Genomic DNA, 14,475 nt, shown 5'->3' with positions numbered 1-14,475 from the left:
CGCCCGCCGCCGTTGCTGGCAGACTGGTCTGACGTGTCCCTTGAACCTCTGGAGCCCGCAGTGACCAGCACCGACTCCCCGCCCCGACCTTCGATCGAGCCGGTCGCCCTCGCCGTGATCGGGGGCTCCGGCCTCTACCGACTGTTCGACGACGCAACGTCCATCTCGGTCGAGGTCGACACGCCGTACGGCCGTCCGTCGGCTCCGATCACCATCGGTGAGCGCGCCGGCCGACGGGTCGCGTTCCTGCCCCGGCACGGCGGCGGGCACTCCGAGGCCCCGCACCTGATCAACTACCGGGCCAACATCTGGGCCCTCGCCTCACTCGGCGTCACCGCCATCATCTCGTCCTCGGCCGTCGGCGGTGTCAGCCCCGAGTACCCGCCGGGCCTCCTCGTCGTGACCGACCAGTTCATCGACCGCACGTCCGGCCGCGCCGACACCTTCTTCGACCGGGGGAGCGTCGCGCACCTCGCCGCGGCCGACCCGTTCGACCCGATCCTGCGCCGCACCGCCGTCGCCGCCCTCACCGGCCTCGACGAGGACTTCGCGCCCTCCGGCACCGTCGTCGTGATCCAGGGGCCGCGGTTCTCCACCCGGGCGGAGTCGCTCTGGTTCCGGGCCGCGGGGGCGCACATCGTCAACATGACCCAGTACCCCGAGGTGGTGCTCGCCTCCGAGCTGAACATCGGAACGGTCAACCTGTCGTTCGTGACAGACGCGGACGCCGGGCTGTCGCCGTGGGAGGAGACCGACGCGGATGCCGTCTCCGCCACGCTCGTCTTCGCCCGGCTCGCCGAGGCCCAGCCGCGCATCCTCGCCGCCATCGACGCGATCCTGCGCTCCGTCCCCGGCGACTTCGCGCCCCGTCAGCTGATCGACCCCGGGCAGGTCGTCGCGGTGCTGGCCCGGCCCGTGGCCCCGGGCACCGGGCTTCCGCTGTGAACGCCCCGCGCCTGCTCGTCACCGGGGGTGCCGGCTTCATCGGTGGCGCCATCGTCTCGGCCGCACTCGAGCGAGGGTGGCGCGTGCGCGTGCTCGACTCCCTCCGCAGCGACGTGCATGGGGCGCTGCCCGTCGTCGACCCGCGGGTCGATGTCATCGTCGGCGATGTGACTGATCCCGGCGTCGTCGCCGTCGCGCTGCGGGAGGTCGACCTCGTCTGCCACCAGGCCGCGAAGGTCGGGCTCGGCGTGGACTTCTTCGACGCCCCGGACTATGTCAGGAGCAACGAGGTGGGCACGGCCGTGCTCCTGGCTGCGATGACGGCCGCCGGAATCGACCGGCTGGTGCTGGCCTCGTCGATGGTCGTATACGGCGAGGGCAGCTTCCGCGGTTCCCGGGGCCCCGCTCGGCCGGGGCCGCGCCGGGGCGCCGACCTGACGGCCGGCGTCTACGACCCGGTCGACGAGGTGACGGGCGAACGGCTCCAACCCGCACTCACCACCGAAGAGGACCCGCTCGACCCCCGCAACGTCTACGCCGCCACCAAGCTCGCCCAGGAATACCTGGCCTCCGCCTGGGCGCGCGCGACCGGCGGCCGGGTCGCCGCCCTGAGATACCACAACGTGTACGGCCCCGGGATGCCGCAGAACACGCCCTACGCCGGCGTCGCCTCGCTGTTCCGCTCGGCCCTCGAGCGCGGGGAGGCACCCCGCGTCTTCGAGGACGGCGCACAGCGCCGCGACTTCGTGCACGTCGCCGACATCGCCTCGGCCAACCTCGCCGCCCTCGACTGGACCGCCGACAGCGCGGCATCCACCTTCCGTGCCTTCAACGTCGGCAGCGGCACTGTGCACACCATCGGTGACATGGCCGAGGCGCTCAGCCGCGCCTCCGGCGGGCCTGACCCGGTGATCACCGGGGAATTCCGGCTCGGGGACGTGCGGCACATCACCGCCTCATCCGAACGCATCCGCACCGAACTCGGCTGGGCCCCGACGGTGACTTTCGAGCGCGGCGTCGCCGAATTCGCCACCGCCCCGTTGCGGGCCGCCGTGCGGCGCTGAGGCGCAACGGCCCATCCGGGCCGGTCAGCCTGCCGCGACCGGATGCCGGGGCAGCAGCACGTCGAAGCGGCAGCCGCCCGGCACGTTCCGCACCACGACCTCGCCGCGATGGGCCCGCACGATGCCCTGCACGATCGCCAGCCCGAGTCCGGCCCCGCCTGACCGGGTCGGCTCCGAAGCCGGGGTGCGCGGTTCGCTCGCGCGCCAGCCGGCCTCGAAGACCCGGCCGAGGTCCTGTTCCGGGATGCCGCCGGCGGAGTCCTGCACCGAGATCACGGCGCGTCCGTCGTCGTTCTCGGTGACGGACACCACGATCGCCAGGCCGGCCGGGGACTGCTGGATCGCGTTCATGACCAGGTTCCCGACCACCCGCGACAGCTCGCGCGGGTCGGCGAGGATGGTCAGACCGGTTTCGCCTTCGAACCGGAGGTCGAGGGACTTCGCCCGGGCGACCGGCCAGAACCCGGCGACGGTGTCACTGATCAGGTCGTAGAGGGAGACCGGTTCCACGGCCAGGCGCAGTGTGCCGGAGTGGATCCGCGACAGTTCGAACAGGTCGTCGACCATCCCGGAGAGCCGGTCGACCTGGCCGCGCATCTGCGCGTAGTACCGGTCGGGGTCCTCCGCCATGCCGTCCTCGAGGGCCTCGGCCATCGCCCGGATGCCCGCCAGCGGTGTGCGCAGGTCGTGCGAGATCCAGGCGATCAGTTCCCGGCGGGATTCCTCCACCCGGTTCTCCCTGGCCCGGGACTCGGCCAGCCGCTCGCCCGTCGCCGCCAGTTCTCCGGCCAGCGCCGCGAACTCGGTGTTGCTGTGCCGCTCCGCCGCGACGACCCGTTCGCCGCGGCCGAGGCTCGCCGCGGCCGAACGCAGTTCGCGGCCCTCCCGCACCAGGCTGCGGCCGAGCACCGCGGACATGAAGAGCGACACCAGGCCGGCCACCCCGGCAACCCAGTAGAAGACCGTGAGGTCGTGGCTGGAGACGTACATCTGCGAGGCGACCGCGGCCATCCCGCCGACCACGGAGACAACCGCGGCGAGGGCGACGACCATCAACTGCAGCACGAGGGAGGCGCGGGAGAGCATCCGCAGGGCCAGCAGGCCCAGCGCGCCGACGACGACCGCGCTGCCGAGCGCGAACAGGGCCACGGTGGCCAGGACGTCCAGGGTCATCAGTCTCTCCGTTCCTCGGGTGCCGCGTCCGGGCGGCCGAGAGGCACCGGGTCGAACCGGTAGCCGACCCCCCAGACCGTGTTCAACAGCCGCGGATGCGCCGAGTCGGCCTCGATCTTCTCCCGCAGCCGGCGCACGTGCACGGTGACCGTGGACAGGTCTCCGAACTCCCAGCCCCAGACCGAACGCAGCAGGTCCTCCCGGCTCAGCACCTTGTGCGGCCGCCCGATGAGGTAGGCGAGCAGGTCGAACTCGCGGGCGGTGAGCACCAGGGGCACGCCGTTCAGTCGCACTTCGTGGGCGGACGAGTCCAAGGTGAAATCACCGGTGCTGACCAGCCCCTCCGGGACGAACCCGGCGACGCTGCGGCGCAGCACCGACTGCACGCGGAGCACCAGCTCGCGCGGCGAGAACGGCTTGGACAGATAGTCATCGGCGCCCGCCTCCAGGCCGTCGATCCGGTCCTCTTCCTGGTTGAGCGCGGTGAGCATGATCACCGGGATCGACCAGTTGGCCCGGATCCGCCGGCACACCTCGATGCCGTCCAGTAGCGGCAGCATCCGGTCGAGCACGACCAGGTCGGGGCGGAGTTCCTCGGCCTTGCGGAGCCCGTCGGGTCCGTCCGGTGCCTCGTCCACGATGAATCCGGCGGCGCGCAGGTAACGGCTGACGATCTCGGAGACCGTCGGGTCGTCGTCGATGATGAGGACGCGCCGGTCCTGGAGCACACCTGAAGAAGTCACAAACTCAGGATAGAGCCGTGCTGCTCCGCCCCCTGGCCCGCTGACGGGCCCCGCACGATCGTTCCTCAGGCTGTAATCTTCTCGAGCCGTTTCGGCCGTTCCGCCGCCATAGTGTCGAATCATGACTCTGATCCAGGTGGACCTCGTGCTGCCGTGCCTGAACGAAGCGGGCGCCCTGCCCTGGGTGCTGTCCCGGCTGCCCGAGGGCTACCGCGCCATCGTGGTCGACAACGGCTCCACCGACGGTTCGGCAGCGATCGCGGCCGCGGCCGGAGCACTGGTGGTGCACGAGGAGCGTCGAGGCTTCGGTGCCGCGGCCCATGCCGGCCTGCTGGCGGCGACCGCGCCGATCGTCGCCTTCTGCGATGCCGACGCGTCGATGGACCCCCGGGAACTCCGTCTGGTCGTCGACCCGGTGCGCGCGGGGGAGGCCGATCTGGTGCTCGGCCGCCGCCGGGCGAGCACACCGAAAGCCTGGCCGTGGCACAGCCGGATCGCCAATACCAGTCTGTCCTGGCGACTGCGCCGAATAACCGGTGTGAACATCCATGATCTCGGCCCCATGCGCGCCGCGCGCCGCGAAGACCTGCTCGCCCTCGACCTCCGGGACCGCCGCAGCGGCTACCCCCTGGAGATGTTCCTCCGTGCCGCGGCTGCCGGCTGGCGCATCCGCGAGGTGGACACCACCTACTCACCGCGGGTCGGCCGCAGCAAGGTCACCGGAACGGTGCGCGGAACCCTCACGGCGATCGCGGACATGTCCGCCCTCCTCCGGGAGACCCGCCGATGACGATCCTGGTGGTCATCGCCAAGGAATGCCTGCCCGGCAAGGTCAAGACCCGCCTGCACCCGCCGCTCAGCCTCACCCAGGCGGCCGAGCTCGCCGCCGCGAGCCTGGACGACACCCTGCGGGCCGTGTCGAGCCTGCCGGCCACCCGCCGCATCCTGGCCTTCGACGGCATCGTGCCGCCCGGTGCGGCGGCGGGATTCGAGATCCTTCCCCAGGTCGCGGGGGGCCTCGACGAACGCCTCGCCGCGATCTTCGACCACTGCGACGAACAGACCGTCCTGATCGGGATGGACACGCCTCAGGTCACCTCCGCCCTGCTCGAACCGGTCTTCACCGACTGGACCGACGACGTGGACGCCTGGTTCGGCTTCGCCGACGACGGTGGATTCTGGGCGCTCGCGCTCGCCGATCCGCAGGGGGATCTCATTCGCGGCATCCCGATGTCGCAGGGCGACACCGGCGCCCGCCAGCTCGAGCGGCTGCGCGGGGCCGGACTGCGCGTGGCTTTCCTCCCCACCCTCACCGATGTGGACACGATCGACGACGCGCACACCGTCGCGGGGATCGCCCCCGACGGCGGTTTCGCCCGGGTGCTGGCCACGATGCTCGTGCCGAGCGAGAACGGAACGACCCGATGACGATCCTGGCCCGGACCGAGACCCGACCCGAACTGTTCGAACCGTCGACCTTCGGCGCCGGCGGGGCCGAGCCCTACGCGGCGGCGCTGCGGAACGCGGAGAACGTGCTCTACCTGCGCCGCGCCCGGTCGGAGCCGCACGCCGAGCCGTTCGTGATCGATGCGGGACGGTGGAGCGCGGATGCCGACGCCACCGACCTCCGCCTCCTCGCCGGAATCACCGGTCCGGTGCTCGACATCGGCTGCGGGCCCGGGCGGATGGTCCGCGCGGCGATGGGCCTCGGCCTCTCCGCCCTCGGCATCGACGTGTCGGCGACCGCGGTGCGAATGGCCGTGGACTCGGGACTGAGCGTGCTGCGCCGCAGCGTTTTCGACCCCATGCCGCTCGAGGGCGCCTGGGCGGCCGCGCTGCTCGTGGACGGCAACATCGGCATCGGCGGCGACCCGTCCGCCCTGCTGGCCCGCTGCGCGGCCCTGCTCGCCCCGGACGGCGCGCTGCTGGTCGAGTTGAGCCAGGACCCCGACACCGACGACCGCTACGACGGCACGATCGAGGACGCCTCCGGCGGCCGGAGCGCCGTCTTCCCCTGGGCCGAACTCGGCCTGGCCGGCCTGCGTGAGCGTGCCGGCGACGCCGGACTGTTCGTCGCCGAAGACTGGCGGCTCGACGGCCGCTGGTTCGCCCGGCTGCTGCGCGCTTAGCGCGCAGGCCGCCGGCCGGCTCGCCTGGTGCGGGCGTAGAGCACGGCGGATGCCGCCGTGGCGCCGACCGCGATCACCAACCAGAACACGGCCAGGTTCAGGCCGTAGTCCAGAGGAAGCACGGTCGGATTCTTCGGTGCCTGACCCTGAGTCTGGGCCACGATCTCGGGCACGACGATCAGCGTCATGATCGAGCCCAGAACGATCGTGCCCTGCACGACGGCGACGACCACGCCGGCCCGTCGCCGGCCCGCACGTCGCAGCAGCACCCCGCCGAAGAAGACGAGGGGGGCGATGACGGCGTCGTGGACCACGATCGCCGCCCCGACCCAGAGGGCCACGCCCGGAAGCCGGGCGACCCGCACGGTGTCCACCAGAACCCAGGCACCCCAGGCGAGGCCGGCGGCCCCGAGCAGGACGAGCATGGCGCGCGCCATGCGCATGCCCCGGCCGGGCGCCGCCTGCTCCAGGGGCAGGGCGGCGGATGCTGTGCTGACCTGGTTCATACCGTGATCGCCTCGATTCGACTCAGCCATTTCGTCTGCAGTACTCCCGGCCGGCCGGGAGCGATCATCCGCGCCGGGTAGCCGTGCTCGAGGTCGAGGGTCTCCCCGTTGAGCTCGAGCGCCACCAGGGTGAGCGGGTCCCGCACGTACTCCGGGCCCATCTGGGTCTGCCGGAAGCTGCCGCGCTCCTCCAGGCTGACCAGCTTGAACGAGGTATCCTCGCCGGCGCCGACCAGGTCGGCGAGGTCGCGCAGCCGAACGCCGCGCCAGGCGGCCATCTGGCTCCAGCCCTCGACGCAGGCGATGGGGAGCGTGACCTCGGTTTGCGGCATCCGTTCGAGTTCGGTCCGGGTGAAACTGCGTTCCACGCCGCCGTGGGCGACCGTGAGCATCCACCCCGAGATGACCGCCTCGGTGACATTCGCCTGCCTCGCGGTGCGGTTGACGGGGACGCCCTGCTGGCCGACCCCCTTCTTGCGCGGACCGAAGACGTTCACCGCGTCGAGCGGGGCGAACGTCTGGCCGGCAGTCAGTCCGACGACCGCGGCGACGGCGACGGCGACCGTGGCGAGGAACCCGCGGCGGCTCACCTTCTCGGCGATCGGCGGGGTGGCGTCCAGGTAGGCGATGAGCCGGCCGGTCAGCCCGGTCGGCCGGCTGCTGCCCCACAGCCGCTCGGCCTCGGTGCCCGCGACACGTTCGCCGGGAACCGCATCGGTGAGGTGGTCGGTACCAGGCCCGTAGTCTGCTCGTTTGCGCCAGAACCGGGCGATGATCGGCAGCTTGATGCCGATGTGCAGGGCCAGCGAACCGATCAGCACCCAGGCCAGGGCGAAGTGCACCTGCCGGAACGGGAACGGCCACGGGTACCACTGGTACGTGTTGAGCAGCCCGATCGTGATCTGCACGAGGGACGCGCCCACGAACAGGGCGATCGACGCCCGCTCCAGGAGGTGCACGAAGGATCGCACCGGTGGGTAGGCGAAGAGGTCGGGGAACACGATGTAGAGCTTGGCCAGCAGCAGTGGAAAGCACGCGATCCCGGCGATGATGTGGGTGCCCTCGGTGAACTGGTAGAGGAACTCCGGCCTGGTGGCGAAACGCATCCCCGGCAGCGGCTGTTGCAGGAAGTGGCTGTACAGCCCGGTGCCGAAGCAGACCAGGAATGCGGCGCCGAGCAGACGACCGATCACCGTCGCCATCCGCGGGTTGCGCGCCGGAGACGCCAGGGATCGCTGGGCTTCGTACATCAAACGGCGCATAGTCCATTGCACCAGTTTTGAGCGGCTGAGACGGCCCGGAACCCTTACGGTTCGATGACGCGCGCACGCCGGGGTCCGGTGACCGGCCCGGGACTCCGACAAGATGGCAGTGTGCGAATCACTGTCGTCTCCCTGCTCCTGGCCGCCATCGCGGTGCTCACCGGGTTCGGGGCGGCGAGCTTCGAGCTGTTCGCACCCGGCCGCGACGCGGTGCCGCTGCTCGTCTCCCTCTGCGTCGCCTGGCTGCTGTTCGCCGCCGCGGTGATCGCGCTCCGGGGCGTCCGAGGGCGGGCGGTCGTGGTGCTCATCCTGGCCGGTTCGCTCGGGATCGGCGCCGCCGCCATGATCGGGCTCCCCAACACGAGCACCGACTCTGCCCGGTATGCCTGGGACGGAATCGTGGCGAACGCCGGCGTGTCCCCGTATGCGTATGTGCCCTCCGACCCTCGCCTCGATTCCCTGCGGCCGGACTGGCTGTTCCCGGCCCCGCAGGTCGGCTCCGACGGATCCGCCCGCTGCGTCGGCGAGCGCATCCAGACCGTGCACCGGGGCGAGTCGGACGAGGTGCTCTGCTCGGCCTTGAACCGCACCGGCGTCCCCACCATCTACCCGCCCGCCGCCGAACTGTACTTCGCCGGGGTGCGTCTGATCACCGGGCCGGGACCGGCCTATTGGCCGTTGCAGCTGACCGGGCTGCTGCTCAGCGTCGGCACCACCGTCATGCTCCTGTTCGGGATGCGCCGCCGCGGCATCGACCTGCGCCGCGCCGCGCTGTGGGCGTGGTGCCCGCTCGTCGCATCCGAGGCCGTCACCAACTCCCACGTCGACATGCTCGGAGTCGTCTTCGCCCTCGCCGCCGTCTTTCTCGTCGCCCGGGAACGCTACTGGAGGGGCGGCATCGCCCTCGGCGCGGCGATCGCCACCAAACTGATCCCGGTGATCGCGGCCCCGGCGTTGCTCCGCAGGCAGGGCTGGAAGGTGATCGTCGCCGCCGTCGTCACCTTCTTCCTCCTGTACGTCCCTTACGTCCTCACCACCGGAATCGGGGTCCTCGGCTACCTGCCCGGCTACCTCACCGAGGAGGGGTACCAGGACGGCACCCGGTTCGCGCTCGTCTCGCTGGTCGCTCCTGGCGGTGCCGCGATCTACGTCGTGGCCATCGTGCTCGCCGGGGTCGCCGCGCTCACCCTGTGGAAGACCGATCCGGCACAACCCTGGCTCGGCCAGCTCCTGATGATCGGCAGCACGTTGATCATCCTCAGCCCCCGCTACCCGTGGTACGCCCTGCTGCTCGTGCCGTTCGTCGCGCTGAGCGGCCGGTGGGAATGGCTCGTCGTGCCGATCGCGCTCAGCATCCGGATGCTGGTTCCGTCCGTGCAGCTGACCCGGGTGACCCTGGCAGTGGCGGTCATCCTCATCGTGGCGATGGCGTTCCGCCGGGCCGGACCGGGGGCGGCCGAACGCCTGTTCCACTGGAGGCCGTTCCGCGGGAGACCGTCCGGCCGTTCGGCCTGAGGCACGCAGAAAGGCGCCTTCGTCGAGAGACGAAGGCGCCTTTTCCTGTGCGACCTGGGTCGCGGGGTGCTACTTGGTGGCGACGGTGATCTTCGCGATGCCGACGAGGAGCTGGTCGGCGACGGCCTCCGTCTTGAACGTGCTGTTCAGCAGGCCGGCGGCCTCTGCGGAGATGTGCACGGTGGTGCCTTCCAGGATGGCGTTGTCGCCGTCCATCTGCAGCGGCTTGAGAGTGCCACCGTAGAGGTTGAAGAGCAGCACCTGGGTGGCCGCGGAGGTGCCGTTGACGCTGACATCACCGAACAGCTTCGAGGAGCCGGGGTCGATGGTGAAGTTGGTCAGTTCGACCGTCGTGTCGCCGGCGGTCAGCGAGAAGCCGGAGCCCTCGTGCTCGATCGAGCCCTGGACGAACGGGCGGTAGCTCTCGTTCGGGTCGTAGTAGTCCACATTTCCGCCGGTGATCGGGAAGTGCAGGCTGCCGTCGACCAGGGTCGCGGTTCCGACGGTGCCGGGGGTGAGGCCCAGGCTGGTCAGCGCCGCGGCGAAGTCGGCGTCCAGCAGCACGGCGGTGTCAACGCCCTTGAGGGAGGGGATCGATGCGACGGGCTTAGGGGTGGCCTCGGCGGAGGACGACGCGGAGGGCGTGGACGCCGACCCGCTGGCCTCGGCTCCGCTGGAGCACGCGGCAAGGCCGGCGATGAGCAGTCCGGCGGTGGCGAGGCTGATGGTGGCCTTGGAGAATGAACGCATGGTGTGATCCTTTGTCTGTGTGGTTGGTCTGTGGGGAATTGCTGTGAAGGTGGAGCAGCTTGTGGTGCTGACAGGGGTTCGGTCCGAACGCCGAATCGGTTTGGAAAAAACTCACATCGATTCGGAATCCCCGGATCGGCCGCGTGATCACGCGGCCCTTCCGCGGACGGAGCGGCGGCGCCGCAGACGCCCGGGCACGAAAAAGCGGCCGAGGAATCCTCGGCCGCGTGGGTGGGCTGTCGCTCTGCCGGCGTTCGCGGGCAGCGGCGGAATCTAGAAGTGGCGGAAGCGGTCCGGGGCCAGGTCCCAGGGGTCCTTGCCGAGAAGTTCGGCGATGGCACGGAACACGCAGCTCTCGATGACCATCCTCCGGTGCAGGTCGTCGTTGCGGTGCAGGCGGGTGAGGCGCTGGATCGGCAGGCGGTAGAACACGATCCGGCGTTCCGCGGCGGTCACGGTCCACCGCTCGACCCCGACGCCGGGGATCACCGCGTACGGTCCGGCCGCCACCTCGAAGATGACGTCGCTCAGTTCGTCGGGCCAGACCGAGCGCAGGTAGTCGATGGTCGAGGCCACCGTCATGTCGAACTGGCTGATCCGGGTCTGCAGGGGCGGCAGGAACGGTCCGGTGACCGAGCTGCGGATGCCGCGGCCGTGCCGGTCACGGCCCCGGCCGCGCTGGGTCGGCGCGGGCGTCGGTGCTGCGGCGCTGCGGATTCGGGACATGGTCACATCCTAGTTCCGGCGCGGTGAGGGTAGCCTGAGGGCAATGTCTTCCAGGCCCTGTTCCCGCGTCGCCTGCCCGGATGAGTCCGTGGCGACCCTCACCTTCGACTACGGCGACTCGATGGCCGTGCTCGGGCCGCTCTCCCTGGTGCGGGAGCCGCACAGTTTCGACCTGTGCGACCGGCATGCGCGCCTCACCTCGGCGCCCCAGGGCTGGCAGCTCGTGCGGCTGCGCACGATGCCGGCCCAGCCTCGCGACTAGTCTCACCGCGCGAACCGATCCCCCGAGCCGCGTTACGGTTTGGTTTCGGACCGCGTCCGTGGGTGCGGGTCCCGTTACGGTCCGGTTTCGCGCCGCGCGTGTCGTTTCGTGCCGTCATGATGCGGACATAGATTGACCGGACACCCCTGAACGAGTGCCCGGCCCGACCGGGTGCCCGTTCACGATGACCTTGGAGTCCCATGGCATTCCTGCCGAAAACCGACCATTCACCGGCGACGGGCGGGAGCGACAGCCAGCTCGCCCACACGCTCAAACCGCGCCACCTCTCGATGATCGCCATCGCCGGGGTGATCGGGGCCGGCTTGTTCGTCGGTTCCGGGGCGGCCATCCAGCAGGCCGGGCCGGGCATCCTCGTCGCCTACGCCGCGGCCGGCCTCGTCGTCATCCTGGTCATGCGGATGCTGGGGGAGATGGCAGCCGCCCACCCGGAGACCGGCTCGTTCTCCAGCTACGCCGACAAGGCGCTCGGGCGCTGGGCCGGCCTGAGCATCGGCTGGCTGTACGCGTGGTTCTGGATCATCGTGCTCGGCATCGAGGCCACGGCGGGCGCCGCGATCGTGCACCGTTGGATTCCGGCGGTCGACCAGTGGGTGTGGGCGCTGGTGCTGATGGTGCTGTTGACCCTGACCAACGTCGCCTCGGTGAAGATGTTCGGTGAGTTCGAGTTCTGGTTCGCGTCGATCAAGGTGGCGGCCATCGCGATCTTCCTGCTGTTGGGCGTCGTCGCCATCCTGGGGCTGATGCCGGGACTCGACGCGCCGGGCCTTCGCAACCTCACCGGTCGCGGCGGATTCTTCCCCAGCGGCAGCGGCGCGGTCCTCGGCGGCGTTCTCGTGGTCGTGTTCTCCTTCTTCGGGGCTGAGATCGCCACGATCGCGGCCGGGGAGTCCGAGAACCCTGTCGACGCCGTCAAGAAGGCGGTCAAGTCGACCGTCTGGCGCATCCTCGTCTTCTACATCGGGTCCATCGCCATCGTGGTCACCCTGCTGCCCTGGGACAGTGCCTCCGTTGCCAAGAGCCCCTACGTCGCCGTGATCGAGCTCTACGGCATCCCCGGCGCCGGCGCCATCATGGACGTCATCGTGCTGACCAGCGTGCTCTCCTGCCTGAACTCCGGGCTCTACACGGCGAGCCGGATGCTGTTCTCCCTTTCCGTGCGCGGCGACGCGCCGGCCGCCTGGTCCCGGGTGTCGACCGGAGGGGTGCCCCGCACCGCGGTGCTCGCCTCGACCGTGGTCGGCTTCATCACGGTGGGGCTCAACTACCTCGCCCCCGACACCGTGTTCCTGTTCCTCGTGAACACGTCCGGCGCGATCGCCCTGCTGGTCTGGCTCGTCATCGCCGTCTCCCAGCTCATCCTCCGCCGACGGATGGGCGCGGAGGCCGCGGACCGGCTTTCCTTGAAGATGTGGGCGTTCCCCTACCTCACCTGGTTCGCCATCGTCAGCATTGTCGCCCTGCTCGTCGGGATGGCCGTCCTCGAGAAGACCCGGCAGGAACTGCTGATGTCGCTCCTCCTGGCCGCCGTCGTGGCCGGGATCGGCCTGTGGCGGTACCGGGGCGACACCCGCCCGGGGAAGGCCGCGCGCGAGACGGATGCTCTGCAGTCCGCCCCCGATGCGGCAGACGAACCGCTCGGCTCCACCCGCTGACAGCCCCTCGGCGCGGCAGGGGATGGCAGGATGGTCGCATGACTGTCGTCGCGTCCCCTTCGTCCACCGTGCCCGCCTTCCGGATCGCCAATCTGGCGCTCGCCGAGGCCGGCCGCCACCAACTCCGCCTCGCTGAGAACGAGATGCCCGGGCTGATGGCCCTCCGCGCCGAATTCGGCGAATCGAAGCCGCTCGCCGGCGCCCGGATCGCCGGATCCCTGCACATGACGGTGCAGACCGCCGTGCTGATCGAGACGCTCGTCGCCCTCGGCGCCCAGGTCCGCTGGGCCAGCTGTAACATCTTCTCCACCCAGGACGACGCCGCGGCGGCCATCGCGGTGGGGCCGACGGGCACCCCCGAGGCTCCGGCCGGCGTTCCGGTCTTCGCCTGGAAGGGCGAGACGCTCGAGGACTACTGGTGGTGCACCGAGCAGATCTTCGACTGGAGCACCGAGGCCGCTGCCGCGGGGGAGACCTGGACCGGCCCGAACATGATCCTCGATGACGGCGGCGACGCCACGATGCTCGTGCACAAGGGCCGCGAATTCGAGCAGGCCGGAGCGGTGCCCGACGCCACGGAGGCCGACAGCCACGAATTCCGGGTCGTCCTCGACGTCCTCCGCCGGTCGCTGGCCTCGTCGACAGACCGCTGGACCGTCATCGCCGCCGCCATCGCAGGCGTCACCGAGGAGACGACGACCGGCGTGCACCGTCTCTACGAACTCGCCGGGGCCGGCAGCCTCCTCTTCCCAGCGATCAACGTGAACGACTCGGTCACCAAGTCGAAGTTCGACAACAAGTACGGCATCCGGCACTCGCTGCCGGACGGGCTCAACCGGGCCACCGACGTGCTCATCGGCGGCAAGGTCGTCTTCGTCGCCGGCTACGGTGACGTCGGCAAGGGCGCCGCCGAGGCGCTCCGAGGCCAGGGTGCCCGGGTGATCGTGAGCGAGATCGACCCGATCAACGCCCTGCAGGCCGCCATGGACGGGTTCCAGGTCGCCCGGATCGAATCCGTCGTCGAACAGGTCGACATCTTCGTCAGCGGCACCGGCAATTTCAACGTCATCGGGGTCGACCACATGCTCCGCATGAAGCACCTCGCGATCATCGCGAACGTCGGTCACTTCGACAACGAAATCGACATGGCGGCGCTCGAATCCCTGCCCGGCGCGGTGAGGGTCGAGATCAAGCCGCAGGTGGACGAGTGGCACCTGCCGAGTGGACGCAGCGTTCTCGTGCTCTCCGAGGGACGCCTGATGAACCTGGGCAACGCCACCGGGCACCCGTCATTCGTGATGAGCAACTCGTTCACCAACCAGGTGCTCGCCCAGATCGAGCTGTACTGCTACCCGGAGAACTACCCGGTCGGCGTCTACGTGCTGCCGAAGCACCTCGACGAGAAGGTCGCCCGGCTGCACCTGGACGCGCTCGGCGTCGAACTGACCGTGCTCACTCCCGCGCAGTCCGCCTACATCGGCGTCCCGATCGAGGGCCCGTACAAGGTCGACCACTACCGCTACTGACTCCGTTCCGTTCCCGCAGGTCGCGCGCCCGCATCCGTTCTCGTCGAGCGGGTGCTGGCGCGTCGTCGTTAGGTGTGGGGGCGGATGCTGCGGGTGGGGTGGGGGTGTGACACGCCCGGGCGGGGGCGGGTTTTGACGGGGTGGGCTGGGGGCCGTAATGTCTTCACGTACCCCAAAGGTGCGGAAAGCCGCAGAGCTTCC

15 protein-coding genes are annotated in these 14,475 nt (G+C 70.3%); 9 read left to right on the top strand and 6 right to left on the bottom strand.

Going from position 1 to position 14,475, the window contains the following annotated elements:
• The first annotated feature begins 60 nt into the window (after positions 1-60).
• Both IWX89_RS09685 and IWX89_RS09680 read left to right on the top strand, forming a co-directional pair.
• Complete coding sequence (locus tag IWX89_RS09685; RefSeq protein ID WP_196903363.1) at positions 61-945, top strand: MTAP family purine nucleoside phosphorylase; 885 nt, start codon at positions 61-63, stop codon at positions 943-945.
• Positions 942-2,009 (top strand): NAD(P)-dependent oxidoreductase, encoded by a 1,068-nt coding sequence (locus IWX89_RS09680; protein WP_196903362.1) that lies wholly within the window; start codon positions 942-944, stop codon positions 2,007-2,009. The genes IWX89_RS09685 and IWX89_RS09680 overlap by 4 nt, the downstream gene beginning before the upstream one ends.
• Positions 2,010-2,033: 24 nt before the next feature.
• Here the strand turns inward: IWX89_RS09680 and IWX89_RS09675 are convergent, their stop codons facing one another.
• Positions 2,034-3,182: a cell wall metabolism sensor histidine kinase WalK gene (locus IWX89_RS09675; protein ID WP_196903361.1), complete on the bottom strand. Its 1,149-nt coding sequence runs from the start codon at positions 3,180-3,182 to the stop codon at positions 2,034-2,036.
• A complete protein-coding gene (locus tag IWX89_RS09670) occupies positions 3,182-3,925 on the bottom strand; it encodes a response regulator transcription factor (protein WP_307836490.1) in 744 nt (247 codons plus the stop codon). The genes IWX89_RS09675 and IWX89_RS09670 overlap by 1 nt, the downstream gene beginning before the upstream one ends.
• A gap of 121 nt (positions 3,926-4,046) precedes the next feature.
• Here IWX89_RS09670 and IWX89_RS09665 point away from each other — a divergent pair, with 121 nt between their 5' ends.
• Genes IWX89_RS09665 through IWX89_RS09655 form a run of 3 tightly spaced genes read left to right on the top strand, consistent with a single transcriptional unit; the run spans position 4,047 to position 6,054 of the window.
• On the top strand, positions 4,047-4,715 hold the full coding sequence (locus IWX89_RS09665; RefSeq protein WP_196903359.1) for a glycosyltransferase family 2 protein: 669 nt from the start codon (positions 4,047-4,049) through the stop codon (positions 4,713-4,715).
• The gene (locus tag IWX89_RS09660; protein ID WP_196903358.1) at positions 4,712-5,353 is read left to right on the top strand and encodes a DUF2064 domain-containing protein; all 642 of its coding nucleotides are present in this window, start codon (positions 4,712-4,714) and stop codon (positions 5,351-5,353) included. Before IWX89_RS09665 ends, IWX89_RS09660 begins: the two co-directional genes overlap by 4 nt.
• On the top strand, positions 5,350-6,054 hold the full coding sequence (locus IWX89_RS09655; RefSeq protein WP_196903357.1) for a class I SAM-dependent methyltransferase: 705 nt from the start codon (positions 5,350-5,352) through the stop codon (positions 6,052-6,054). Before IWX89_RS09660 ends, IWX89_RS09655 begins: the two co-directional genes overlap by 4 nt.
• On the opposite strand, the gene IWX89_RS09650 is transcribed toward IWX89_RS09655, so the two are convergent.
• Together IWX89_RS09650 and IWX89_RS09645 are read right to left on the bottom strand one after the other, a co-directional pair.
• Positions 6,051-6,560: a hypothetical protein gene (locus tag IWX89_RS09650; protein WP_196903351.1), complete on the bottom strand. Its 510-nt coding sequence runs from the start codon at positions 6,558-6,560 to the stop codon at positions 6,051-6,053. The genes IWX89_RS09655 and IWX89_RS09650 overlap by 4 nt on opposite strands.
• Positions 6,557-7,810: a molybdopterin-dependent oxidoreductase gene (locus tag IWX89_RS09645; protein ID WP_231383123.1), complete on the bottom strand. Its 1,254-nt coding sequence runs from the start codon at positions 7,808-7,810 to the stop codon at positions 6,557-6,559. The genes IWX89_RS09650 and IWX89_RS09645 overlap by 4 nt, the downstream gene beginning before the upstream one ends.
• A 123-nt stretch (positions 7,811-7,933) precedes the next feature.
• On the opposite strand from IWX89_RS09645, the gene IWX89_RS09640 reads away from it, so the two are divergent.
• On the top strand, positions 7,934-9,337 hold the full coding sequence (locus IWX89_RS09640) for a glycosyltransferase 87 family protein (protein ID WP_196903349.1): 1,404 nt from the start codon (positions 7,934-7,936) through the stop codon (positions 9,335-9,337).
• A 69-nt stretch (positions 9,338-9,406) separates the two neighbouring features.
• Here the strand turns inward: IWX89_RS09640 and IWX89_RS09635 are convergent, their stop codons facing one another.
• Positions 9,407-10,087 (bottom strand): hypothetical protein, encoded by a 681-nt coding sequence (locus IWX89_RS09635; protein WP_196903348.1) that lies wholly within the window; start codon positions 10,085-10,087, stop codon positions 9,407-9,409.
• A 273-nt stretch (positions 10,088-10,360) separates the two neighbouring features.
• Positions 10,361-10,813, bottom strand: a complete 453-nt coding sequence (locus tag IWX89_RS09630) for a metallopeptidase family protein (protein ID WP_196903347.1) — start codon at positions 10,811-10,813, stop codon at positions 10,361-10,363.
• Positions 10,814-10,856: 43 nt separating this feature from the next.
• Here IWX89_RS09630 and IWX89_RS09625 point away from each other — a divergent pair, with 43 nt between their 5' ends.
• From IWX89_RS09625 to ahcY, 3 genes are all read left to right on the top strand, one after another.
• Positions 10,857-11,075 carry a DUF3499 family protein gene (locus IWX89_RS09625; protein ID WP_134510441.1) on the top strand — a complete coding sequence of 73 codons (219 nt, stop codon included), beginning with the start codon at positions 10,857-10,859 and terminating at the stop codon, positions 11,073-11,075.
• Between the two features lie 200 nt (positions 11,076-11,275).
• Positions 11,276-12,748 carry an amino acid permease gene (locus IWX89_RS09620; RefSeq protein WP_196903346.1) on the top strand — a complete coding sequence of 491 codons (1,473 nt, stop codon included), beginning with the start codon at positions 11,276-11,278 and terminating at the stop codon, positions 12,746-12,748.
• A gap of 38 nt (positions 12,749-12,786) precedes the next feature.
• The gene (gene ahcY / locus IWX89_RS09615; protein ID WP_196903345.1) at positions 12,787-14,274 is read left to right on the top strand and encodes an adenosylhomocysteinase; all 1,488 of its coding nucleotides are present in this window, start codon (positions 12,787-12,789) and stop codon (positions 14,272-14,274) included.
• Positions 14,275-14,475 lie beyond the last annotated feature (201 nt).

This window comes from Cryobacterium sp. MP_M3, from assembly GCF_015752155.1.
GTDB lineage: Bacteria > Actinomycetota > Actinomycetes > Actinomycetales > Microbacteriaceae > Cryobacterium.
The sequence above is the reverse complement of the archived record's forward strand: the minus strand, read 5'-3'. Positions and strand labels throughout refer to the sequence as shown.